Annotated in this window: 19 protein-coding genes; 10 read left to right on the top strand and 9 right to left on the bottom strand. The window is 55.6% G+C overall.

Going from position 1 to position 22,333, the window contains the following annotated elements:
- Nucleotides 1-47 precede the first annotated feature (47 nt).
- The gene (locus AC5TBW_RS17525) at nucleotides 48-1,085 is read left to right on the top strand and encodes a hypothetical protein (RefSeq protein WP_495509789.1); all 1,038 of its coding nucleotides are present in this window, start codon (nucleotides 48-50) and stop codon (nucleotides 1,083-1,085) included.
- A gap of 79 nt (nucleotides 1,086-1,164) precedes the next feature.
- On the opposite strand, the gene AC5TBW_RS17520 is transcribed toward AC5TBW_RS17525, so the two are convergent.
- Nucleotides 1,165-3,150, bottom strand: a complete 1,986-nt coding sequence (locus AC5TBW_RS17520) for a methyl-accepting chemotaxis protein (RefSeq protein WP_495509788.1) — start codon at nucleotides 3,148-3,150, stop codon at nucleotides 1,165-1,167.
- 197 nt (nucleotides 3,151-3,347) lie between these two features.
- Nucleotides 3,348-5,642 (bottom strand): xanthine dehydrogenase family protein molybdopterin-binding subunit, encoded by a 2,295-nt coding sequence (locus AC5TBW_RS17515; protein ID WP_495509787.1) that lies wholly within the window; start codon nucleotides 5,640-5,642, stop codon nucleotides 3,348-3,350.
- 210 nt (nucleotides 5,643-5,852) lie between these two features.
- On the opposite strand from AC5TBW_RS17515, the gene AC5TBW_RS17510 reads away from it, so the two are divergent.
- Complete coding sequence (locus AC5TBW_RS17510) at nucleotides 5,853-6,335, top strand: MarR family winged helix-turn-helix transcriptional regulator (protein ID WP_495509786.1); 483 nt, start codon at nucleotides 5,853-5,855, stop codon at nucleotides 6,333-6,335.
- Between the two features lie 39 nt (nucleotides 6,336-6,374).
- Here the strand turns inward: AC5TBW_RS17510 and AC5TBW_RS17505 are convergent, their stop codons facing one another.
- The 4 genes from AC5TBW_RS17505 to AC5TBW_RS17490 are packed head-to-tail and all read right to left on the bottom strand — an operon-like array spanning nucleotide 6,375 to nucleotide 9,864.
- A complete protein-coding gene (locus AC5TBW_RS17505; RefSeq protein ID WP_495509785.1) occupies nucleotides 6,375-7,040 on the bottom strand; it encodes an N-carbamoylsarcosine amidohydrolase in 666 nt (221 codons plus the stop codon).
- A 50-nt stretch (nucleotides 7,041-7,090) separates the two neighbouring features.
- Complete coding sequence (locus tag AC5TBW_RS17500; protein WP_495511985.1) at nucleotides 7,091-7,843, bottom strand: maleate cis-trans isomerase family protein; 753 nt, start codon at nucleotides 7,841-7,843, stop codon at nucleotides 7,091-7,093.
- 45 nt (nucleotides 7,844-7,888) lie between these two features.
- On the bottom strand, nucleotides 7,889-8,707 hold the full coding sequence (locus AC5TBW_RS17495; RefSeq protein ID WP_495509784.1) for an alpha/beta fold hydrolase: 819 nt from the start codon (nucleotides 8,705-8,707) through the stop codon (nucleotides 7,889-7,891).
- Nucleotides 8,704-9,864 (bottom strand): FAD-dependent monooxygenase, encoded by a 1,161-nt coding sequence (locus AC5TBW_RS17490; protein ID WP_495509783.1) that lies wholly within the window; start codon nucleotides 9,862-9,864, stop codon nucleotides 8,704-8,706. The genes AC5TBW_RS17495 and AC5TBW_RS17490 overlap by 4 nt, the downstream gene beginning before the upstream one ends.
- A 513-nt stretch (nucleotides 9,865-10,377) precedes the next feature.
- Here AC5TBW_RS17490 and AC5TBW_RS17485 point away from each other — a divergent pair.
- From AC5TBW_RS17485 to AC5TBW_RS17465, 5 genes are all read left to right on the top strand, one after another.
- Nucleotides 10,378-10,866 carry a (2Fe-2S)-binding protein gene (locus tag AC5TBW_RS17485; RefSeq protein WP_495509782.1) on the top strand — a complete coding sequence of 163 codons (489 nt, stop codon included), beginning with the start codon at nucleotides 10,378-10,380 and terminating at the stop codon, nucleotides 10,864-10,866.
- Nucleotides 10,859-13,882 (top strand): c-type cytochrome, encoded by a 3,024-nt coding sequence (locus AC5TBW_RS17480; RefSeq protein ID WP_495509781.1) that lies wholly within the window; start codon nucleotides 10,859-10,861, stop codon nucleotides 13,880-13,882. Before AC5TBW_RS17485 ends, AC5TBW_RS17480 begins: the two co-directional genes overlap by 8 nt.
- 21 nt (nucleotides 13,883-13,903) lie before the next feature.
- Nucleotides 13,904-14,092, top strand: coding sequence for a hypothetical protein (locus tag AC5TBW_RS17475; protein WP_064235471.1), 189 nt, complete (start codon nucleotides 13,904-13,906; stop codon nucleotides 14,090-14,092).
- Nucleotides 14,085-15,605: a sodium:solute symporter family protein gene (locus tag AC5TBW_RS17470; RefSeq protein ID WP_495509780.1), complete on the top strand. Its 1,521-nt coding sequence runs from the start codon at nucleotides 14,085-14,087 to the stop codon at nucleotides 15,603-15,605. The genes AC5TBW_RS17475 and AC5TBW_RS17470 overlap by 8 nt, the downstream gene beginning before the upstream one ends.
- Nucleotides 15,606-15,723: 118 nt before the next feature.
- The gene (locus AC5TBW_RS17465) at nucleotides 15,724-16,755 is read left to right on the top strand and encodes a 2,5-dihydroxypyridine 5,6-dioxygenase NicX family protein (RefSeq protein ID WP_495509779.1); all 1,032 of its coding nucleotides are present in this window, start codon (nucleotides 15,724-15,726) and stop codon (nucleotides 16,753-16,755) included.
- Between the two features lie 53 nt (nucleotides 16,756-16,808).
- Here the strand turns inward: AC5TBW_RS17465 and AC5TBW_RS17460 are convergent, their stop codons facing one another.
- From AC5TBW_RS17460 to AC5TBW_RS17450, 3 genes are read right to left on the bottom strand one after another with little or no spacing between them, the layout of a single operon-like run.
- Nucleotides 16,809-17,759, bottom strand: a complete 951-nt coding sequence (locus AC5TBW_RS17460; protein WP_495509778.1) for a 5-oxoprolinase subunit C family protein — start codon at nucleotides 17,757-17,759, stop codon at nucleotides 16,809-16,811.
- Nucleotides 17,756-18,460 carry a 5-oxoprolinase subunit PxpB gene (gene pxpB / locus AC5TBW_RS17455; RefSeq protein WP_495511984.1) on the bottom strand — a complete coding sequence of 235 codons (705 nt, stop codon included), beginning with the start codon at nucleotides 18,458-18,460 and terminating at the stop codon, nucleotides 17,756-17,758. Before pxpB ends, AC5TBW_RS17460 begins: the two co-directional genes overlap by 4 nt.
- A 44-nt stretch (nucleotides 18,461-18,504) precedes the next feature.
- Nucleotides 18,505-19,257 carry a 5-oxoprolinase subunit PxpA gene (locus AC5TBW_RS17450; RefSeq protein WP_495509777.1) on the bottom strand — a complete coding sequence of 251 codons (753 nt, stop codon included), beginning with the start codon at nucleotides 19,255-19,257 and terminating at the stop codon, nucleotides 18,505-18,507.
- A 369-nt stretch (nucleotides 19,258-19,626) separates the two neighbouring features.
- Between AC5TBW_RS17450 and AC5TBW_RS17445 the strand changes: the two genes are divergently transcribed.
- The 3 genes from AC5TBW_RS17445 (at nucleotide 19,627) to AC5TBW_RS17435 (ending at nucleotide 22,260) form a co-directional block, all read left to right on the top strand.
- Complete coding sequence (locus AC5TBW_RS17445) at nucleotides 19,627-20,610, top strand: LysR family transcriptional regulator (RefSeq protein ID WP_495509776.1); 984 nt, start codon at nucleotides 19,627-19,629, stop codon at nucleotides 20,608-20,610.
- 22 nt (nucleotides 20,611-20,632) lie between these two features.
- On the top strand, nucleotides 20,633-21,616 hold the full coding sequence (locus AC5TBW_RS17440) for a TRAP transporter substrate-binding protein (protein ID WP_495509775.1): 984 nt from the start codon (nucleotides 20,633-20,635) through the stop codon (nucleotides 21,614-21,616).
- A gap of 80 nt (nucleotides 21,617-21,696) precedes the next feature.
- Entirely contained in the window at nucleotides 21,697-22,260 is a 564-nt protein-coding gene (locus tag AC5TBW_RS17435) for a TRAP transporter small permease (RefSeq protein ID WP_445531945.1), read from the top strand.
- The last annotated feature ends 73 nt before the right edge of the window (nucleotides 22,261-22,333 follow it).

The following is a 22,333-nucleotide window of genomic DNA, read 5'->3' as shown; positions in this document are numbered from 1 at the left end:
TCTCCTTGACGCTGTCAGTAGAAGTGACCTTTCCAAGGAGTATAACGATGCAGAAAGCCAGAATCTTGCAGCAGGGCAGTATTCACTGCTTCCCCGTTGGCCTGCGCGATGAGCAGGGAAAGCTCGCCAATGCCGAAGTGTCGGCGGTTATGTATGACGGTGAGCGGTTACTGTTGGCCAGCGATAAGCCGATTCCAGGAGAGCATCGTTCCGCGGTCTTTGCCTTGCCGATGACGGATGACGGGCCGGATGATTCACAGCTTGAGTATTTTACAACGCCGCTGATCAAGCGAGCGGTGAAGTATGAAGACTTCGCACTGACTGCCGATGGTAAGCATGTATTGGCCACGACGGGTTTTGATCGCATCGACGACGCGACCCATGACCTGAATGCCTATAACCATTTATTGATTTGGCCGTTGGGTGAGCCTGAGAAGGTTCAAGCGGTAGATCCTGACCCCCGTGACGGGGTGGAAGGGTCATTGGAGTTACGTAATAAGCTGAACCATGCGATTGGCTTGCCCTACTACAAGATTGAAGGGCTGGCGGCAGTGCCTGGCGAGCTAGGCGATGGTCTTTTGCTTTTCGGCGTACGCGAGCAGGGACAGCGGCATGATGACTTCTCTTATGTGAGCCGTGTGGTGGGCGCCCACTATGTGGTGAATGCGTCTGGCAACCTCGAGTTTATCGATGAGCTGCGCGAACTCTACGCTTTTGAACCGACTGAGCATGAAGGGGTAGCGATTGAGTGCGGATTGTCGAGTCTTGAATATGACCCTTACCACCATCGACTTTATCTGATGACCAGCTTTGAAACGGAGGTTGATAACGTCGCACGCATTGGCGGTTACCTATGGGTGATGGAGCTGGAACACCTCACCACTGGCGAGCCACCTGCCTTGGTACGCGGGATGGACGGCACCCCGTTTGAATTCGAGCACAAAGCAGAAGGGCTGGCGGTGTTGGATCATGAGCGTGTCTTTGTGGTGTACGACAATGATCGTGAAATGGGGGTGGGCAGTATTGACGAGCGCGATGAGCGCCACGCCAGTGAAGCGCTTTATACGCTGCTGCACATGGAGTAATACACGCACGATATCAGGCTAGCATAAAGAAAAAGGCACCCAAAAAATGGGTGCCTTTGGCGTTAATAATGAGAGGAGGTTAAAACTCTTCCCACTCCGCTACTTCATGCTTTTGCTGGGCGGCCTGTGGGCGGCGGCTAGATGCTTGGGGTAAAGAAGTATTTGCGCGAGCTTGATGTGCTGCCGTATAGGGGAGTGCTGAGTTCTCGGTGGCGCCATCACTGAGCACAAACTCGCTCATTAACTGATCCAGGCTGCGGGCGTTGTCGCGCATGGAAGCGGCAAGGTTTGCACTTTGACTGACCATGGCGGCATTCTGCTGGGTCATCATATCCATCTCTGCCACGGCGGTATTGACTTGCTGAATGCCGGTCGTTTGCTCTCGAGCGCCGGCCGCAATCTCGGCAATCACATCCGACACCTGAGTAACGCTATGACGAATCTCCTGCATACGCATAGCCGCTGCCTTGACGATGTCGCCGCCTTCTCTTGAGTGGCTAACGGACATATCGATCAGCGCACGAATATCGTGAGCAGCCGAAGCCGAGCGACTGGCGAGAGTGCGCACTTCGCTAGCGACGACAGCGAATCCGCGGCCTTGCTCGCCAGCACGTGCTGCTTCCACCGAGGCATTCAATGCCAATATATTGGTCTGGAACGCAATCGAGTCAATCAAGCCAATGATATCGCTGATCTTGTTGGCCGAATCACTGATGGCCGCCATCTTGGCTTCCATCTGGTTCATTGACTCAGTGCCACGTTCAGAGGCATTGGCAGCCTCTAGTGCTAGGCTATTGGCCTGTTCGGAGGCCTGGGATGTATGCGCCACGGTGGAGTGAATCTGCTCCATGGAAGCGGATGTTTCCTGCAGGTTGGCTGCCGCTTGCTCGGTGCGCGACGAAAGTTCCTGGGTACCATCCGCCATATCGCTGGCATCTGATAATACCGTGCGAGCGTTCTGGCGTACTTCCTGAAGGGTTAACTGCATGCGTTCCACAAACGCATTGAAGCCATGGGCAAGGTCGCCAATTTCATCGTTTGTTTTGGCTTCTAATCTGCGCGTCAGGTCGCCTTTACCTTGGGCAATGTCTGCCATAGCGGTTGCCGTATGCTTGATTGGCGCGAGAGCGCGACGTGCCGCATAGGCAACCACCACCAATAGCAATATCAGCAGCAGTCCGCCTGCCAGCAGTAGCGACTGCAGCAGGCTGTTGGTCACGGTCGTAAAGGCGGTGATGGGGACAGTGACACCCACCACCCAGGAGGTGCCTTCCACCGGACTCCACATGAGAACCGTCTGTTTGCCGCTGGGCATGGTGATTTCACCTGAGCCAGCCGTGCCATTGAGTATTTGTTGGCTCAACGCATCCAGACCTTGGTAGCCCTGCTGGTCGGCATCGGTGTAATTGAGCGACATCCGATACTCTTCATTCGGGTGGGCAATGACTTGCCCCTGGCTGTCGATGAGCCAGCCATAGCTTCCTTCGCCAACATTGATATCGGAGGTAATATCAGAAACGGCAGCCATGGAGACCGTCATGCCTAGCAATCCTGCCCTATTACCGCGTTCATCAAACACGGTGTCGGCGACAATAGCCGTTGGTAAACCACTAATCATGGAGATAACAGGATCACTGAGAAGACTGTCTTGGCTGCCCTCTGTCACGAGGGCCTGGAAGTAGGGACGTTCGGCTATATCCAGGTTGACGCCTGAGTGGGTCAACGTTGCCCCGGAAGCATCAGAGAAGAAAAGTGACTCAATGGTGCCCCCAGGAGGATAGCGTTTTTCGAGCCACTCGCGATGAGAAGCAATGGGCACGTCTTCTACCAAACGCTCATCCTTAGCAAGTACGGCTATCCAATTACGGTATCCTGTAATCCAGCGGCTAATTTCATCGGCTCGCGCTTCTACTTGCCGAGTCCCTGCATTATCGATTAACGATGGAATAGCATTATTGAGCTGTTGATTGACGACAATACCTAAAACGACAGCCACCACTAGAAGTGGAATGGCGACAGCAGCCAGCAGTTTCTGCGTCAGTGAGAGACGAGAAATTTTTTTCATTTGTTGCCTCGACGTATAGGTCAGTAGTAGGTCGCTGTTAGTCAATCAGTGCCGTACTCTGACTATGTTATGGTTCCCTGGAAGTTCCTTGCTACCGCTAATTATTAACGGCTTCTAATCTTTAAACTTAAGTCTAAATAATTATTTTTACTGCTCCTTTCGTTAGAATTCAGTCACCTGAAGATCAACGTAGTGTATTAGTTGACGGCCTCCAGTGGATATTTGAGAGACGCTGCCAAGGTTTTACGAACGGTATCAGGGGTAAATGGCGGCTGGGTAAGCCTTACGCCTATTGCATCAAAAAGCGCATTAGCAATCGCGGGAGCGCCAGGCAGCGAGGCGGATTCTCCAACGCCGAGTGGTGGCAGTTCAGGTCGATCAAGCAGCATGACATCGATGGGAGGAAGCTCCGAAAAGCGTAGGATTGGGTAGCCGCCCCACTCTCTACTGGTCGGTAGGCCATCCTCGAAGGTTACCCGCTCCTTTAACGTGCGGCTGAGCATCTGGATCACATTGCCATGTACTTGGTGACGAACGCCGGCAGGGTTCACCATCAAGCCCGCATCCTGTCCTACATATAAATTCTCGACGACAATCCGCCCACTCTTCACATTGACTTTAAGCTCAATCACCCAGGCGGCGAGCGCGGCGCCAAAGCCAGGAAATTTACTATGCACGTACTGGGCGTAAGCGAAGCCTCGGCCATAGCGCCACTCGCCATCGCTTCTTGGGTTGGAATTGGCGATGCCGGATTTCCAATTCGCGCGTTCGACTAACGCTTCGACAAGTTTGCAGGCGCGGTTGTCGGTTAAATAGCGCAACCGATAGGCGACCGGATCCTCGCCCGCCAAATAGGCAAGCTCATCAATATAGCTTTCGTGGGCGAAGGTGCTGGGCAATGCCGATACACCACGTAGCCAGGATGCTCGTACCAGGGTCGGGACGTCGTCGCACACTATTTGGCGGTGAGGATAGCGGTAAGGCGGCACCGAGGTTCGATCACCCATTTCAAAAGGGATATCAATCGGTGAGGCAGCGCCGGTCAGCAGCAGTGCCAGCGTAGGGGCACTGTTAGAAGGATAGCGTGTGTTAAAGCGATAACCTGCCGGGCTGCCATCTGCGTTTAACCCACCCTGGATGGCCATATACTGGGCAGCGCCTTTAGGCTCCCAGGTGTGCTCCTGCTCACGGGTTAATTGCACGCGAACAGGTCGACCCACCGCCTGAGAGAGCAGCACGGCATCGGCGCCAACGTCGTCAGCGCAGTTGCGGCCATAGCAGCCTGAGGTTTCCATCCGGGTAATGGTGATAACGCCTTCATCCAAACCGGTAAGCCGCGCGAGGTCGGCGCGCAGGCTGTGTGGGTTTTGGGTGCCGGACCAAACGTGAAGGGCATCTTCTCTGGCATCGGCGACGGAGCACGAAGGGCCGATGGAGCCATGCAGTTGGAACGGCCACACATAGTGACGATTGAGCGGATGTTCTGCGGCAGCAAGGGCGCTGTCGAGATCACCCTCTTCAAGGAGGATGCGCTGCTTGCCGGGTAAGTCGAGCAGCGCTTGCTCTATATTGTCTAACTGAGGCAGGCCTTCGATTGGGCGCCAATGAACCTTTAGCTGCTTGGCTGCCTCGGCGGCCTGCTCTTCACGCTCGGCCACCACGCCAACAAAGTCACCGACCACCACGACGCTTATCACACCTGGCAAATGCGCCACAGAGCTTTCATCTACCGCGATTAAACTGTTGCCAATAAAGTCGCCACTATCATGACCTACATAAGGCGGGCGAATCACTCGCCCATGCAGCATGTCGGGCAGGCGTAGGTCGTGGATAAAGGTTAAGTGCCCGGTGGCCTTGGCAGGTATATCCACACGTGCGGTCGATTGGCCGACTAGGGTGTAATGACTGACCGGTTTAAGCAGCACCTCATCGGCAAGCTTTAACGCATGGCGAGCACTCTGCAGTAACTTTCCGTAACTAACGGGCGGGCGGGGCTTATCAATGTCACTGGTCTGAAGGGTGTCGTTGAGATAAATAGCCCCGTCTTGGCAGTGAAGTAGAGAGCGTTCAGCGTCAAAGTGTTTGGCTGCCAGCGTTAATAAGTACTCTCGCGCTTGGGCTGCGGCCCGGCGCAGCGGCTCAGCGGTGATCTGAATCGATGCACTGGCAATGGTGGGGCCTTGGTTAGGGGCTTCAAGAGAGTTGCCCAGCACCATGGTGACGCTGTCGAACGCGACGCTAAGTTCCTCTGCGACAATTTGAGCGAGTGCTGTGCGAATGCCGGTGCCTAGGTCTACGTGGCCGTTGAAAGCCACGATATGGCTATCGCTGAGTACGGCAATGAATATCTCGGGCTCATGGGGGGTGAAGTTTGAGTGTGTACCTGGCTGTCCGGGGGCGGGCTTGGGTGGCGTAACCGGGTCGCGGTAGATCACCAGAACATCAGACCCATACAGCAGCGACTCTCTCGTATAGTCTGATCTATCAGCCATGTCTGCCTCCCACGCTAGCGCTTAAGATAATCAGTGCGGATGAATTTTAGGTGATGAAAAAAACGATAACTAAGGTAAAATTGTGGCGTGTACGCCATAAAAGCATGATGAATTGATCCAGCGCAAGCAGTATTTCTTGCGTTGATGCATCCTTTTATTCACCAGTGCCATACTCGATAGACGACGTCGCCAATAGATTAAGGAGATGGAATGACAACGGATAGTGCGTTCAAACACTCGTCTTCCGGCGAGCACCCTACGCCTTCAGAGCAGGGGTATGATTTTTCTGAGCAAGTAGGGCATCTACTGCGTAAAGCCTACCAGCGGCATACGGCTATTTTTCAGCGTTACAGCAGCGATAAACAGCTCACGGCCATTCAATTTGTCACGCTGTGCACGGTGATGGAGCGTGGCCCTAGCTCGTTAACCGATATCGTCAACGCCACGGCGATTGATCCAGCCACTATCCGCGGCGTCATTAAACGTCTTAAAGCGCGGGGGTGGATCTCGCTCACCACTGACCCCAACGATCAACGCAAAGTCATGGTCGTGATCACCGAGCCTGGGGAGACATTGGTAGAGGAGATGGTGCCCAGTGCCAAGCAAATTAGCGATCAGACCATGAGAAATCTCAATCCGGCAGAGCGGATTGCCTTAATGCATCTGCTGGAAAAAATGAACGCGGACGGGTGACCCAAAAAGACGTTCCCTTCGCCCGCATTTTGGCCATTCCTAACGCTGCGTTAAGTAACCCAGCGTTTCATCCAGTCCAACCACATCCCCATACTTGCTATCGATATCAAACAGGTTAGCTTCATGGGGTGCGGGGTGGCGGTCGCCCACGCAATCACGTACCACCATCACCCGAAAGCCGTGCTGTACTCCATCAACGGCGGTGGCGCGAATGCAGCCGCTAGTGGAACAGCCGGTGATGATCAGCGTATCGATCCCCATGGCGACCAGCGTTGAGGCAAGCGAAGTACCAAAGAAAGCACTGGCATACTGCTTTGTCATTACCAGCTCATCTTCACGGGGTGCCACCTCGGGGCAGAACTCCGCATAAGGGTTACCTGCCACCATCGCCCGCATTACCGGTGCCTTCTTGACCCAAATGCCGCCATCGATTTGATCCGGGGCGTGATAAAGAATGTTCGTGTGAATAACGGGCGTGCCTGTCCGCCGCGCGGTGTTTAAAAGCGACGGCATATTGGCGACGGCATCCACCACGCCCTGGGCAAATAGCGGTGAACCTGGGGTGGTGTAGCCTTGCATAAAATCAACCACTAGCAGCGCAGGCGATTTGCCAAAGCCGATGCGTCCATCCCATACGCCTCGGTAGTTGTCCATGGCAGTGTTATCGCTAACGTTATCACTGTTATCACTATTGTGTGGCGACATGGCCGTCTCCTTAATCAGTACTTAATATCGTTGATAAGCACCTGATTGAGTTAGTAAGCCCCTGATAAGAGCGCGCCTGCACCTGGGACGATGGGCTCCAGGTCGAGTGCCTTGAGCATGGCGTAGGTGGTTGCGATCGCAGCGGTCACCACCGGCTTGCCGGTCAGGGCTTCAACCTTGGCGACGGCGGGTAGCGACGGCATCTGTACACAGGCTGACAGGACGATAGCGTCCACATTACTTAAGTCGAGACTGGCGACAATCTCGGGAAGATTGGCCGGATCGTGACGGGCGACATCCAGGTTATTGGGGATTTCGAGCGCGCGGTAGTCGAGTACTTCAATACCTTCCTGGCGGATGTAGTCCACCACCATTTCGGTCAGCGGCTTCATGTAAGGCGCCACCACCACCACACGCTTGGCTTTCATCACGCCTAGCGCATCGACCAGCGCACCGGCGCTGGTGACCACCGGTGTGTCGCAGCCGTTCTCTTCAGTACGGCTGCGCAAACGCTTTTGCGACTCCCGGTGGTAGCCGGGTCCCATCGCCATAATGGCGACTAGGCAGGCATACCCCATCACATCTACGGCGGCATCGGAGAGCTCCAGGGCGCAGCGATCCGACTCCGCATCCATCGCGGCCAGCTCGTCCTTGCTGACCGTTTTCATACGCATGCGGCTGGAGTGAAAGGTAAAGCGTTCCGGGCGAATCAACTGCCGTGCAGCCAGCATGGCCGGTATCTCGGTCTCCATGGTGATATTGGAGCTGGGGACGATCTGGCCGATGCGGTATGTTTTGGTCATGGAATTGTTAGACATAGTGCTGTGACTCATGATCATTGGCCTTTGTTAGAGTTGTCTGCCCAGGAAGTCTTCAAAGGCGACAAAAAAGCCGTCGAAGTCATCCCAGGGAATCATGTGACCCGCCTGTTCGGCGGTAGACATACGAATCGTCGGTAGTAGAGAGCGTATTTCGGCGCGATCTTCATCTTGGATAACCCCCCCTTTGCCAGCACACATCAGCAGCGTGGGCACGTTGATAGCAGGGAAATCCTGATGGATATCGACGCTGTGGAACTCTTCAAACGCCTGAACGATGGCGGGCTCAAAGCACGTGTGTAACCACTCGGCGCGTAACCGCAGCTGCTCGTCGCTCCAGGTGGGGCAGTAGTGGCGCATGGTTTCGATATCGGCGCCTCGCGTGCAGTCACGGATGGAGTCCACGTACCAGGGCAGCTTGCTGGGGTACTCTCGGCGTCCTGGTCCCGAAACCGGCGGGTCGATCAGTACCAGTTTGTCGATACCCTTGGCGCCGCGACTCATAGCGCGTAGCGCAAAGCGCGCACCCATGGAGTGGCCTGCCAGAATGACATTGCTCAGGCCCAGTGCATCGATAAAGGCGATCACATCGTCGGCGCACGTGTCGGTGTCATAGGCCAGATCAGGACCGGTAGACGACAAGCCGCGTCCACGGACATCCAGCACATAAGTGTCGAAATGCTGACCGAGCCGCTCGGCCACAAAACGCCAGGTGATGGCCGGGCTGGTAATACCCGGTATCAGTACCAGCGGCTGGCGCGAGGTCTCGGTGCTGTCAGCGAAGCGCAGGTAGTGCTGACGAATACCATTGGCCTGCACGTTGGCGCCATAGAGATAGGTGCTGCTCATACTGGGCTCCCTTCACTGGTGGGTTGCTTCAGCGGTACTTCAAAGGGGTCATAGGCAAATACCCAGGCCGGATCTTCGTCTTCCCGTAACCAGGTATTGTCGTGGGAAACCTGCTGAACCCGTGAGGCGCGTTCAAAACGGTTGGTGCGGTACAGCTCGAATGCCTGCTGGTAGTGCTCGGCGCCCACTTCCTCCAGGCAGCGCACCAGCATGGCGGCATCTTCGATGGCCATGGCGGCGCCCTGGGCCATATGGGGCTTCATCGGGTGGCAGGCGTCACCTAGCAGCACCAGCCGATTTTCATGCCACAGTGGCAGCGGGTTGCGCTCCAATAGCGGCCACTTGGTGACGCTTTCGGTGCAGTCGATGAGCGCTTGGACGGTGGGGTGGTAACCCTCGAATGCCTTGCGCATCTCTTCGCGCGAGCTGTCGACGAAGGAAGTGCCGTGGTTCCAATCGGGTTCAGGCACGCCTGTCACGTAGTAATACTCCTTCTCGTCGCCGGTCACGAAGTACACCATCATGTGCCGGTCTTCCGACCACCACTTCACGCAGGCTTCAAAATCCAGGTCATATGCCTTGAGTTTTTCGGCAGAGATAATGGCCCGGTGGGCAACCCAGCCGCTGTAGATCGGGGCTTCAGGGCCAAGCAGCTTCTCGCGCAGACGCGAATTAACGCCATCAGCGCCGATCACTAAATCAGCTTCTTCGATTGAGCCATCGGCGAAGGTCATGACCACCTTGTCGCCGCTGTCATCCACATCGACCAGACGCTTATCGAAATAGAGGTTGTCCTGGTCGAGTGTGCTGACCATCAATTCGTGTAGATCACCACGGTGTACGGTGATGTAGGCCGCCCCATAGTTTTCGCGGGCAAACTCGCCTAGCGGGATACGTGACTGATACTCGCCCGTCATGCCGTTACGGCTAAACCAGTAATCGGGGTGTGAGCCCATGGCATTGAGCTTCTCCTCAATGCCGATTCGGCGCATGACCTTCATCACGTTAGGGCCAAGGTGAATACCGGCGCCTAAGCGAGAAAATGCCGGGGCCTGTTCGTATACCTTGGTGGGGTAACCCGCTTGCTGTAGCAGCGCGCCAGCTGCAGCGCCGCCAAGGCCAGCGCCAATAACGGCTATGGTGGGTTTGTTGTTCATATCTTGGTTTCCTCGCTGTTTTATTCGCCAATCACTCGTTTATTTACGCAGCACCTAGGGGATAGGGCTTACCTAATTGACTGCCGTGTGAGGCGTTACCGGAATCTTTTTTGAATGCTATAAAACAACGTATACACCATTTATTTGGTGGTCAAGAATTAGTTTATAAAATATTTTTTAATACCATAAAATGAGTTATTTTATGTAAGTTAATGAATTTAATATATTTTTAAGATATATTTTGGTTTTTATGAAAACTTGAAAAACGTGTCTATTGAGTGCTATACGTTTATTAGGCGCATTTTTATAGCGTATGCACCTTTAATGCTCTGTGCATATTGGTGTTGCACTGAGCTGGTGCAAAGCGATGGGCGTAGGCGAAAATAGGCTTGTTTAAGGTGCTACGAAGCATGTTTGGCACTCTGTGTTTATTAGTAATATCTAAGTCATATCCAAGCCCCGTCGCTCCGTTATAGAAAGAGGGTGGGCTTAACAATAAAGATGATGATCACTATGACGCTAAAGCTAACTATCAATGGGCAAGAACGTGAGCTGGCCGTGCCGCCGCAGACACCACTGCTCAATGTGTTGCGTAACGACCTAGCGCTAAACGGCCCGAAATATGGCTGTGGCTTGGGCGAATGTGGTGCATGTAGCGTATTGATTGATGGCATGGCCGCACGTACCTGCGTGCTGCCCGTGTCCGCGGCTGTGGGTCATGAAGTCACCACTCTTGACGGTCTTTCCCAGGGCGGTCGGCTTGACCCTGTACAACAAGCTTTTATCGATGCCCAGGCGGCCCAGTGTGGTTACTGTTTGAACGGTATGATCATTACTATTCGGGCTCTGCTAAATCATAACGCCCAACCCTCTGCCCAGCAGATTCGCGCCGCTTTAGAGCATAATCTCTGTCGATGTGGCACCCATGTTGAAATTCTGCAGGCGGCCGAGCGTGCAGTCGTCATTAACGCGGCCGCGCTGCAGGAGGCACCTCATGAGTGAAGGGGCGGTGCGCCATGACCAACAAGAAAAGGCCAGCCTCCCTGCACTGCTGGCGCAGGCGCGCTATGGTGTCGTCGTTCGACCACCTTACTACCGCTGGAATGGGGAGCGTTTTGAGAGTGATCGCTTAGTGGGCGTCGATAGCAACAGTATTGCCTCACTACCTGGATCCATTGACGTCGTGGTGGAGGGGAATTTTGTAGGGGTAGTTGCAGATAGCTTGGCGTTGGCAACCGATGCGGCTAAACAGCTGAAGGTGGAATGGCAAGCCGCTCACCAGGCGCCCGAAACAGCCCTCGGCAGCCATCAAGAGGCTTCTACAAAACCCTCTGCAAAATCTCTCGATAAGCCTCGCCAGTCCTACACGCATTCAAATCATGCATATGGCTGGCCGAGTCGCATGCGCTGGGGCAACCACCCTAGCTGGGTCATTGCCGATTGCCGCGACCAACAATTGAGTGTGTGTGGGCAAACCGTCACCCCCACGGCGCTTAAACAGGATTTAAGCCAGTTAACCGCGCTGGATATTAGCCAAATTGAGCTTTACAGCGCCGATGGTAAGCACGCATCAAATCAGGCCTCAGGGTTGGGTCGCCATTGCGGTGACGATGCCGCCGTCGATGCGGCGTTGATGTCGCGGGCGGTGGGCGGCCCGGTAGCCGTTTGGCTCGATGCCCGCTACGCCAACGATGTTCAGGCATTGGGCCAAGCGCAGCGAATTACTCTAAACGCGGATATTGCCAGTAGTGGTGAGATAGCCCGTTATCACTATCAGCAGGCCAATCTCACTGGTGAGGTGGCTGCCGTAGGGTTGTTGTTAAGTGGTAGGGTCGCGATAGCAACGTCTAGCGCTGAGGCCCTCGCTGGCGAGCAAGATACAACGCCGTTCTCGCCCTATGTGTTCCGCGACCAATATCTTGCCGAACGCTCTCAGTCAGCCTCGCTCTCCAGCAATGCCACGTTGGTGGGTATACAGCAGGCGTTCGCGCGAGAATCTTTTTTAGATGAGGTTGCCCGCGAGAGTGACCAAGACCCTATCGCGCTGCGACTTCGCCATCTTGACGATGCGCGTGGCGTTGAGCTGATTGAGTCCGTTGCTAAACGGGCCGAGTGGCAAAAGGGATCCAGTCCATCAGCAAACTCTTTACCCCAGGATTTACTGCGCGGGCGGGGCTTTGCCTACTCTCAACTGCCCGATCGGAATCAGCGCGTGGAGTCGGGAGTGCGCTCTGCCTGGATTGCTGATGTGGCGGTCAATCGTGTTACCGGCGATGTTCAGCTTACCCGGTTGGTGGTGGGGCAGGACGCTGGCCCTGATGTGGATACTGATCGCCTTCAGCAAACGCTACAGGCTCGGGTCTTGGGTGAAGCGCGCCCCCTTTTGGGGCAGGCGCCCGGTTTCGATGAGTGGGGGGACGGCAGTCGTGCGCTGACTGAACGTGAGTATTCCGCAGGATTACCAACGAGCGCTTCTTCGAAAAGCCACGTTGAGGAAGGTGTTAATAAAACCGTCGGTGAAGACGTATTAACCGGTGCGGAGCTATCGCCGGGTGTTGCGGTAATAGCCAATGCGCTTTTTGATGCCACCGGCCTGCGTTTTCGCCAACCACCGTTTACCGCCAAGCGCGTACGCCAGGCACTCGAAGCTTCTTCCGTCGAGGAAGCAGGGCTCCCATCTACATTGAAACCACCGCGGTCAATGAAACGGCGCTGGTTAGCCGCTGCAGCGTTTACCACTATTGCGAGCACTGCAGCGGCGGCATGGCCATGGAAAGGGGTGATTGCACCGGTTTCCAGGCCAGTCACCAACCTCTATTCCGCCGAGACCATTGAACGCGGGCGACTCGTTGCGGCGGCAGGCGACTGCGCGGCGTGTCATACCACAGAAGGTGGCGTGACCAATGCGGGAGGGCGTGAGTTCGAGACACCTTTCGGGACGCTCTACAGCACTAACATTACGCCGGATGAGGCGACAGGGATTGGTCAGTGGTCTTACGCTGCCTTTGAGCGCGCCATGCGCCACGGCATTAGCCGTGATGGTAGCCACCTTTATCCCGCGTTCCCCTATACGGCATTTGCCAAGACCAGTGATGCCGATTTACAGGCGCTTTACGCCTACTTAATGGCTCAGCCCGCCGTGTCGACTGAAAAACAAGCCAATGCGCTCACTTTTCCCTTCAGCGTGCGCAGCTTAATGGCAGGCTGGAATACGCTTTACCACGATGCAACGCCTTTCCAGCCTGACCCCATGCAAAGCGAACTGTATAACCGTGGTGCCTATCTTGCCGAAGGGTTAGGTCACTGCAGCGCCTGCCATAGCCCCCGCAATGCCATGGGGGCCGAAAAAAATGGTAAAGCGTACTTTGCCGGTGCCTTTGTCGATGGTTGGGAAGCGCCGCCTCTCAATACCTTGTCACGTGCCCCCGTTCCGTGGAGTGAAACTTCGCTTTACGACTATCTACGCCACGGCGAGTCAGCGCTGCACGGTGTTGCCTCTGGCCCTATGGCGCCGGTTGTTGCGGGGCTGGCTGAGTTGCCTGGATACGATGTGCGGGCCATTGCCCATTATGTGGCCGCCCAGATGCAGGCGCCCACAGGGAATAGCGATGCGGCCGTGGCGGAAGCTACGCAGCGCGTGACCAGTGCAGTCGATAGCTCAACAGAAATGGAGGCCGGGGAGCGGCTCTTCGAAGGCGCCTGTGCGGCGTGCCATGTTGATTCCGGCGTTCCTACCTTTTCGAGCGCGAAGACTAATCTAGCCCTGAATACCAATTTGCATAGCGATCATCCCGATAACGTTATCCAGTCAATTTTGGGGGGTGTCCACGCAGACCACGTTCCAAACATTGGTAGCATGCCAGGCTTTGCCGACAGCTTTAGTAATACCCAGATCGCTGATTTAGCGACCTATCTCCGAGCGCGCTTTGCACCTGAGAAAGCGCCTTGGCAACAAGTAGAACAACGTATTGAAGATTTACGCCAGCCTCACCACAACAACACACACTCTACTCCCTGACGAAATAAAACGAGGTGGACTATGAAACGCAGTAAATGGATATGGCTGGTATGGGCCGTCGTCTTACTCAGCTATTTAGTGCCGTACACCCTATTGAGCGGGGTCGCGCTCTGGTACGGCAGCTTCCTGTTTTGGGCGTGCGCAGGATTAGCGGTCATTGCTCTAAACGTGTTTATCACTAAAGATTTTGAGGAGCACAGCAATGACTGAGTCACTTATCTGGTGGTCCATCGCCATCTATTTATTGATCGCTATTGGCATTGCGATTATGTCCCGTCAAAGCCCGGCAGAGGGTGGGGCGGAAAGTATGTCGGGTTACTTTCTGGGCAACCGGCAGATGAACGGCTTTGTCTCGGCGCTGAGTTATAGTGCCACTACTTATAGTGCCTTTATGATGGTGGGCTTGGCAGGTCTTACTTATGCCGGAGGCGTCGGCGCGCTAGGCTTTGAAATCATCTACTTTGCCGGCGTTTCTCTGGTGGCTATTTTCGGTCCCAAATTCTGGGCGGTTGGCAAGACGTTTGGTTTTGTGACCCCCAGCGAGATGCTGGGCCACCGCTACAATAGCAAGCATGTGGCGATGGCTGTCTCGATTGCCAGCTGTATCTTCTTGATCCCTTACTCTGCCGTTCAGCTCGCCGGCGTGGGTTACCTGCTTCAAGGTATTACCGATGGCGCCATTACCTTTACCACCGGGGTAGTGCTGGCCACGGTGATTGCCATCTTCTTCTCTTATATCGCGGGCATTCGTTCGGTCATGTGGACCGACTCGCTCCAGGCGATCATGATGATTGTTGCCTCGACCCTGGTGGCCTTCCTCGTGATTCAGGGCTTGGGTGGTTTCGGCGCACTATTTGACACGCTGGCAACGGAACATCCGCAGTCGCTCACCGTGCCCGGCCCTGGCCTGTTCAGCTTTGTCACTTTCCTGGGACTGACTATTCCCTGGTTCTTCTTTAGCCTCTCTAATCCGCAAGTGAGTCAGCGCCTGTTTATGCCCTCTTCGTTACGCTCCATGCGCCACATGCTGATCGGCTTCCTGGTGTTTGGTTTTATTTACACGATGGTCTCTGTGCTGTGGGGGTTCTCCGCCTTGGCCGCTTTCCCTGCTCTAGAGCGCGCCGATTTAGCCACACCTTCGCTGTTGGCGTCGGAATTTGTACCGCCAGTGCTTGGTGTCATCGTCATGATCGGCATTATGGCCGCCGCCGTTTCCACCATCGATTCAATCATGCTGACGCTGGCGTCCATGGTCTCACGTGATGTCTATGCCAACGTCAAGCCGAACGTCAGTGAAAAACGCCAACTGCTGGTGGGCAAGTTCGTGGTGCCGGTGATCGCACTGATGGCGCTGGCCTTCGCCGAGCTACAGCTTGACCTTATTGCGGTGCTGTCGGTGGCAGCCTCATCGGGCTTGGTTGCCATGGTGCCTGCGCTGATCGGTGCCTTCTATTGGAAGCGCGGTACTGGCGTCGGTGCGCTGGTAAGTGTGGTGGGCACCAGCGCCTTTGTATTGCTGATGTATGCCACCGGTAACTCGCTGCTGGGTCTGCCTGCTGGTGTATGGGGCATTGTGGTCGCTAGTGTGCTGTTTGTTGGCATTAGCCTGGTGACTCAACCCCATCAAGCCTCTACCGATGCCTTCTTTACCGCCATCGCTGAAGAGCTGGGTAAAAAGCGCCGCTCGACCAGCGATCCGGTGACGAAAGAAGCGTCTGCCTAGTCGTTTTACCTGACAAAACCATAGAGCGCTTGGCGAGTCTCTTGAGGGAGAACAAGCGCTCTCAGTTAGCTTAACCCGACAAATAGCTGAACTAACGGTTGGGAAGTGAGGAGTCACTATGGATCATGCAAGCTTCGCGGAAATTTGTCTCCACCAGCTGAAAATGTCTGGCGTGCACGAAGGCGAGAAACTGGTGGTGCTGACCCAGGGCAGCGAACGCCTTGATTATGCCGATGCCTTTATGGCGGCGGGGCAGCGATTAGGCGCCAATATGTACCACATGCGGTTACCCGCGCCGTTACCTACCGGTGGCTGGGCCGTGGGAGCAACGGGGCTTGCCAGCATGCCCGATGCGGTGGAAGCGCTTAAAAACTGCGACATGTTGATCGATTGTATCTTCCTGCTGTTCTCGCCGGAGCAAATGGCGATTCAGGCTGCAGGTACGCGCATATTAACGGCGGTTGAGCCGCCAGAGCTGCTGGCCAGAATGCTGCCTACCAAGGAGCTACGAGAAAAGGTCGAGCTCGCTGCAGATCTGTTGGCGAAAGCCAAAGTGATGCGCATCACTTCGCCCCATGGCACTGATGTCACCTACCAACTGAACACCTATGAGACAGTGGCTGAATATGCCTGTAACGACGAGCCGGGGCGTTGGGATCACTGGCCCTCTGGCTTTGTGTTTACCGGCGGTGATGACGATGGCGTTGATGGCACCATTGTCGTTGCGCCGGGCGATATTCTGCTCCCCCAGAACATGTATGTTCGCGAGCCCATTACCTACACTATCGAAAAGGGCTGGATTACCGATATACGCGGTGGGCTTGATGCGGAGCTAGTGAAGTCCTATATGGATAGCTTCAACGACCCGCGTGGTATGGGCATGAGCCATGTGGGCTGGGGCATGAACCCGAACGCCAAATGGCACCGTATGGTACCGGGCGAGTTTCCCGGTGGCATGGGGATGGAGCCGCGCAGCTTCTATGGCAACGTGATGTTCTCCACCGGCCCGAACAGCGAACTGGGTGGGGCTAACGATACCGCCTGCCATCTGGATATTCCCATGCGCAACTGCTCGCTCTTCCTGGACGATGAGCCCATTGTTATTGATGGTGATATCGTCGTTAAAGAGCTGCAGATGGCTAGAAACTAACCCGAGCAGGAAGTCATGCAGTTAAAAAGCCCCTGATTAGGGGCTTTGTCGCTTTAGCGCCAGATGGTTAGCTGATGTCGGTAATCATTCTGCGCCTGGCTGGCGCTGACCGGTGTTAACCAAACTGCAGTGCCAGGCAGGCACTGCGATAGGGCGGCACAGGCGATGGGGGTGAGGGCGCCAAGGCGGGGGTAGCCGCCAATGGTTTGGCGGTCGTTCATCAGTACGATGGGCTGACCATCCGGCGGGACCTGTACGGCCCCAAAAGGAATGCCTTCGGAAATAATGCCCGTGAGCGAACCATGCAGGGCAGGGCCGGTGAGCCGCACGCCCATACGGTCAGCGCGGTTATCCACTGTCCAGGGCTGGTTGAACGCCTGGAAAAGCGTGCGGCCGCTAAACGAGGCGATCTGCGAACCGAGAACGATGGGTAAACGGCAGCCTGACGCTGGCATTTGCGGGCCTTGCCCCTCCGCGATACGGCGCACCGCTGGGGCGGCACCTTTCCAGGTTAAGCGGTCGCCCACTTTTAACGGTTTACCATCTTCATGCAAGCCGCCCAGTTGCTCGCGAGCGGTGCAGGCGCGGCTGCCGAGCACCTCCGGTGCATTCAGCCCTCCGGGAAAAGCGAGATAGGCGCGCAGGCCCTGGCGCGGTTGGCGAAACTCCAGGCGCTGGCCGGGCTGTAGCTTAAAGCTGGTATTGGGGGCGAGTGGCTTGCCATCCAGTTGGGCGTCAAGGTCGGCGCCGGTCAGGGCCAGACGCACTTCGCGCTCGGTTTCAAAACTCAAACCGCCGCCCATGACGATTTCCAGCGCGGCGCTGTTTAAAGGGTTGCCCAACAGCCAGTTGGCCCAGTGAAAAGAGATCCAGTCGGCGGCGCCGCCCTGAGTAACGCCTAAGTGGCCGACGCCAAATCGCCCAGCATCTTGGATAAGCGCCAGCGGCCCCGCCTGCTTAACCACCAGCCCTTTTTGTGCCTCATTGGTAGCCATGTGACTCATGGGCGCTCCTCCATGGGCGTGGTGTCGCCACCATCTGCTTCAAACTCTTCGCGGGAGATCGCTCTAAAGCGCACCTTGTCGCCGGGGCGAAACAGTGGCTCGCCACGCTTGGCATGCTCAAATAGCGGCACGTTGGTACGGCCAAGAATGTTCCAGCCACCTGGCGAGAGCAGTGGATAAATCGCTGTTTGCCGATCGGCTATGCCCACGCTACCTGCTGCTACCTTACGGCGCGGTGTTTTCAAACGCGGCGTCGCTATTGCTTCATCGACTAAGCCCATAAAGCCGTAGCCTGGCGCGAAACCCAGCGCGAAGACACAGTAGTCATGGTTGCAGTGCTGCTTAATGAGCTCGTCGACGCTTAAGCCTGCCCGCTTGGCGACCAGAGGCAGCTCAGGCCCCACGCTTTCGTCATACCACACGGGGATGTCGTGTAGCTCACCGGCTTGGGTGTCAGCGGGGGTGAGGCCGAAAAGCGCTTTTTGAATAAGGCTGAGAGCCTCAGTGTGAGTCAACTGCCGACAGTCGTAATGGACTAATAGCGTGGTGTAAGAAGGCACCAGATCAATGAGCGCAGAGCCAAAGGCTCTTCGCAGGACTTGGTCGGCGGCGATCACCCAGGCCATATTCGCTTCATCGATGGTATCGAACAGACGCACCATCAGGGCGTCCATGGAGGCGGTTTCAATACGCACTTCAATACGTCTTTCAGCGCTGTTTCCAGCTCTTTTTCCAGTAATGGGATTCACGCCTGCTCCAGCGCCTGAAAGGCCTCACGAATAGCGAGTACAGCGGCCACCGATTCAGGGTTATCACCGTGAACGCACAGCGTGTCGCAGGCTAGGTGCAGCGGCGTGCCGTCGAGTGCAGTCAGCGGCTCGCCTTTGGCAAGCATAATGGCCTGATTCACAATGGTGTTCTGGTCGTGATGCACGGCGTTGGGTAGCCGGCGCGAAGCCAAGTGGCCATTGGCGTCATAGGCACGGTCAGCAAAGGTCTCAAACCAGAGGGTAATGCCCAGCCTGTCGGCGAGCTCGCGGTGCGGCTCGGGGTCGGCGGTGGACATAATCATCAGCGGCAGGCTCGGATCGTAAGCACGTACCGCGCGCATTACACCTTCCAGTAGCGCCGGGTTCGCGGCCATGTCGTTGTATAGCGCACCGTGAGGTTTGATATAGCTCAGCTGGGTGCCTTCCGCTTGGCAGATACCCGCCAAAGCCCCTACTTGGTAGAGCACCATATCTTCCGCTTCTTCCGGCGAACAGGCCATAGAGCGTCGCCCAAAGCCCATCAAATCTGGGTAACCCGGGTGAGCGCCAATACGGACGCCATTCTGAACCGCTAGCTTCACAGTGCGGCGCATCACATGGGGATCGGAGGCGTGGAAGCCGCAGGCGATGTTGGCGCAGTCGACGTAAGGCATCGCATCGGCATCTAGGCCGATCGTCCAGTTGCCGAAACTTTCGCCCATATCGCAATTAAGCAGGGGAATGGCCATAGCGACTCCTGTCGTTGATGCAGTGGATGTGTTGACTTGGCTGAAGCTGATTTGTAATCCACCACCAATATATGAACACGGCAAGCTCAGTGCCAATCGTTTTTGACGATACTAACTATCGGGTGCTCCTATCATATTGTTATTTGGTGGAAAAATGGTTGACGCATGGGCACGATACGCTTATCACAGTAAGGGTGTGGCGTGATAATAGCGTTGGTGGGGTAGTGCTGCCGAGAGTGGTCTCAAAGTTGCATAGTTTAATAAATCTAGTGTTACCTGATAATCAGGAGGGTTAGCTCAGCAGCCAGCTTTACGTATCACCACGACGATGCTTATGTATCCCAGAAAGTCATTTGTAGGCGAGTCACTATGCTCGATTTTAAAGAACTTGAGGCGTTTGTATGGGCGGTGAGGCTCGGCTCCTTCCGTAAGGCAGCGACCCGCTTGCACCTTACACAGCCTTCAGTTTCTGAGCGTATTTCGCGCCTTGAAACCACGGTAGGGGAACTGCTCTTAGAGCGCGCTGCTCGGCCTATTCAGCCCACCATGCGTGGCCGCGAGTTCTTTATGCACGCCGAACGCATGCTGCACCAACGTGATGAGGCGATGAAGCTATTCGATAGTGAAGAGGCGTTTTCTGCACCATTGCGGCTCGGCACAATTGAAACCATTGCCCATAGTTGGTTCCCTGACTTTATGCGTCGGCTGACCGAGCGGTATCCGCGTCTGATTATTGAGTTAACGGTTGATTACTCGCCGGTTCTGAATGAGCGACTGCTGAGTAATGAATTGGATATTGTGCTGGCGATGAATGGTTATTCGCCTCAAAAACAGATCGAGTACGAGTCGTTGAGCCCTTATGAAATGGGCATGTTTGTTTCCCCGCGGCATGCCAAGTTGCTGAGCGAAAGTGCCGAACCGTGGTTTAAGCAGCTGCCGTTTATTTCGTTTGGTAAACAGGCGCGACCCCACTCAGAACTGGTGCAGTACTTGGCGGAGCAGGGCGTAGCCAACCCTCGTATTCATTGCGTTAGTACATTAATGACGATTGTGCGCATGACCACTGAAGGGCTGGGGATTGGCACGCTGCCAGTCGCCACCGTGCTGGGTGAATGGCAGCGGGGTGAGTTGTACCGGCTTGAGCTGCCGGTGCCATTACCCGCTATGCACTATGATGTGATATGGCGCCATGCTAACCATCCACGCTTTTGCCGCGGCGTTTCCCGCTTGGCTCAACAAAGCGCCTGCAGCTATGCCCAGGCGCGCCGTGCTGATATGACAACAACTCTTTTCTCGGGTCGTTGGGTTCCCTCCAGCGCCTCCTCTGGCACCACCAAAGCAACATACTACTAATAGAAATAAAGGGGTTCTCACAATGCGCAACACATTAACTTCCACACTGCTACTGGCCACCGCCTGCGGTTTAACGGTCACGGCACACGCCGCAGAGTGGACTATGGCCACGCCTTACGGTGATGCCAGCTTTCACACCCAGAACAACAAGCAGTTCGCCGAGGACGTGGCCGAAGCTACTGATGGCGAGTTAACCATTACCGTACATAGCGGCGGCTCGTTGGTATCGCATGGTGAAATCAAGTCATCGGTTCGCCGTGGCACTATTGATGCGGGCGAGGTCTTCCTCTCGGTACTTTCCAATGATGACCCCATTTTCGAAGTGGACACACTGCCAGGGGTTGCCGGCAGCTACGATGATGCTTACGCGTTGTGGGAAGCCACCAAGCCAATGATCACTGAGCTATTTGCCTATGAGGGGTTGATTCCGCTTTACGCGGTCACCTGGCCTGCGCAAGGGATCTACACGTCCGAGCCGCTCACCGACCCAGAGCAGTTTGAAGGCCTGCGCGTGCGTGCGCCCAACATCAATACCCAGCGTTTTGTCGACAACCTGGGCGGTAGCCCCACGGAAACCGAAGAGTCTGATATCCCGACCGCCTTCAGCACTGGTCGTGTGGACGCCATGATTACCTCGAGCTCTACCGGTAACTCCATGGCGGCTTGGGACTATGTCACCGACTACACCGACGCTAACCTGTGGTTGCCCAAGAACATTGTTTTCATCAGCCAGCGCAGTTTCGATGGCCTGGATGAAGCGACCCAGGAAGCCCTGATGGAAGCCGCCGCCGAAGCTGAAAAACGTGGCTGGGAGATGAGCCGCGAAGATAACCAGGCAAGCCTGGAAGCGTTGGAAGAGAACGGTATTTCGGTTTCTGAGCCAAACGAAGCCGTTTCAGAGGCGCTGCAAGCAGCCGGTGACAAGCTGTTTGAAGATTGGCAGTCACGCGCCGACGATGAAGCCAAACAGGCGCTGGAGACTTACCGCCAGCAACGCGATAGCTAATAGCCGTACCAACGATCTTGCAGGGGCCGTGGCAATGCCACCGTCCCTGCTTTACCCGCGCGCTTCATGAGGCTGCGAACATGACGTTTAAATTCGACAAGCTCTATCGCCTCGGTGCTTGGGGTGCGGCGGCGTGCATGGTGGCTATCTGTGCGCTGATCGCGCTCCAGGTAACCTTCCGCCTGGTAGATGCACTGCTGGTGCTGGTGGGATTGAGCCGGCTAGGCCTGAGTATTACCGGCGTCTCAGAAATTGCGTCTTACTTATTAGTCGGCGCGACCTTTCTGGGCTTGGCCTACACCTTTGTGCATCACGCCCATATTCGCGTGACGCTGTTGATTACCCGTTTACCTCCGGCCATCCGTGTGTGGTTTGAAGTCTTCTGCCTGATTATTGCACTGGCGATCAGCCTGATGCTCAGTTATGGCCTGGTTGGCTTAGCGCAGGAGAGCATTCAGTACAACGATGTCTCTTCGGGGTTTGTATCGATCCCATTGTGGATTCCCCAACTAGTGTTGGCGACCAGCGTAGGGCTGCTCTGTCTGGCACTGGCTGAAGCCCTGTTCATGGCAATCCGGATTGCCATTCGCGACCCTTCGAGTTTTCGCGAAGCGGCGGCCCCAGATGACAGCGAGGGGTACTAAATGACGACCTTACTATTGTTTCTAAGCTCCTCGCTTTTAGCTATCTCTCTATTAACGACGCCTTTACGTCAGG

It is taken from the genome of Vreelandella sp. ssv, assembly GCF_059448525.1.
Note: the sequence above shows the minus strand (reverse complement) of the source record. Positions and strands in the feature narration are given on the sequence as shown.

Bases quoted from the DNA above. Each gene is read 5' to 3' on its own strand.
- AC5TBW_RS17505 (WP_495509785.1), bottom strand. From the start codon at position 7,040: ATGTCGCCACACAATAGTGATAACAGTGATAACGTTAGCGATAACACT.
- AC5TBW_RS17495 (WP_495509784.1), bottom strand. From the start codon at position 8,707: ATGAGCAGCACCTATCTCTATGGCGCCAACGTGCAGGCCAATGGTATT.
- AC5TBW_RS17445 (WP_495509776.1), top strand. From the start codon at position 19,627: ATGCTCGATTTTAAAGAACTTGAGGCGTTTGTATGGGCGGTGAGGCTC.
- AC5TBW_RS17525 (WP_495509789.1), top strand. From the start codon at position 48: ATGCAGAAAGCCAGAATCTTGCAGCAGGGCAGTATTCACTGCTTCCCC.
- AC5TBW_RS17490 (WP_495509783.1), bottom strand. From the start codon at position 9,864: ATGAACAACAAACCCACCATAGCCGTTATTGGCGCTGGCCTTGGCGGC.
- AC5TBW_RS17510 (WP_495509786.1), top strand. From the start codon at position 5,853: ATGACAACGGATAGTGCGTTCAAACACTCGTCTTCCGGCGAGCACCCT.
- AC5TBW_RS17485 (WP_495509782.1), top strand. From the start codon at position 10,378: ATGACGCTAAAGCTAACTATCAATGGGCAAGAACGTGAGCTGGCCGTG.
- AC5TBW_RS17515 (WP_495509787.1), bottom strand. From the start codon at position 5,642: ATGGCTGATAGATCAGACTATACGAGAGAGTCGCTGCTGTATGGGTCT.
- AC5TBW_RS17475 (WP_064235471.1), top strand. From the start codon at position 13,904: ATGAAACGCAGTAAATGGATATGGCTGGTATGGGCCGTCGTCTTACTC.
- AC5TBW_RS17450 (WP_495509777.1), bottom strand. From the start codon at position 19,257: ATGGCCATTCCCCTGCTTAATTGCGATATGGGCGAAAGTTTCGGCAAC.
- AC5TBW_RS17460 (WP_495509778.1), bottom strand. From the start codon at position 17,759: ATGAGTCACATGGCTACCAATGAGGCACAAAAAGGGCTGGTGGTTAAG.
- AC5TBW_RS17480 (WP_495509781.1), top strand. From the start codon at position 10,859: ATGAGTGAAGGGGCGGTGCGCCATGACCAACAAGAAAAGGCCAGCCTC.
- AC5TBW_RS17500 (WP_495511985.1), bottom strand. From the start codon at position 7,843: ATGACCAAAACATACCGCATCGGCCAGATCGTCCCCAGCTCCAATATC.
- AC5TBW_RS17440 (WP_495509775.1), top strand. From the start codon at position 20,633: ATGCGCAACACATTAACTTCCACACTGCTACTGGCCACCGCCTGCGGT.
- AC5TBW_RS17470 (WP_495509780.1), top strand. From the start codon at position 14,085: ATGACTGAGTCACTTATCTGGTGGTCCATCGCCATCTATTTATTGATC.
- AC5TBW_RS17435 (WP_445531945.1), top strand. From the start codon at position 21,697: ATGACGTTTAAATTCGACAAGCTCTATCGCCTCGGTGCTTGGGGTGCG.
- AC5TBW_RS17520 (WP_495509788.1), bottom strand. From the start codon at position 3,150: ATGAAAAAAATTTCTCGTCTCTCACTGACGCAGAAACTGCTGGCTGCT.
- AC5TBW_RS17465 (WP_495509779.1), top strand. From the start codon at position 15,724: ATGGATCATGCAAGCTTCGCGGAAATTTGTCTCCACCAGCTGAAAATG.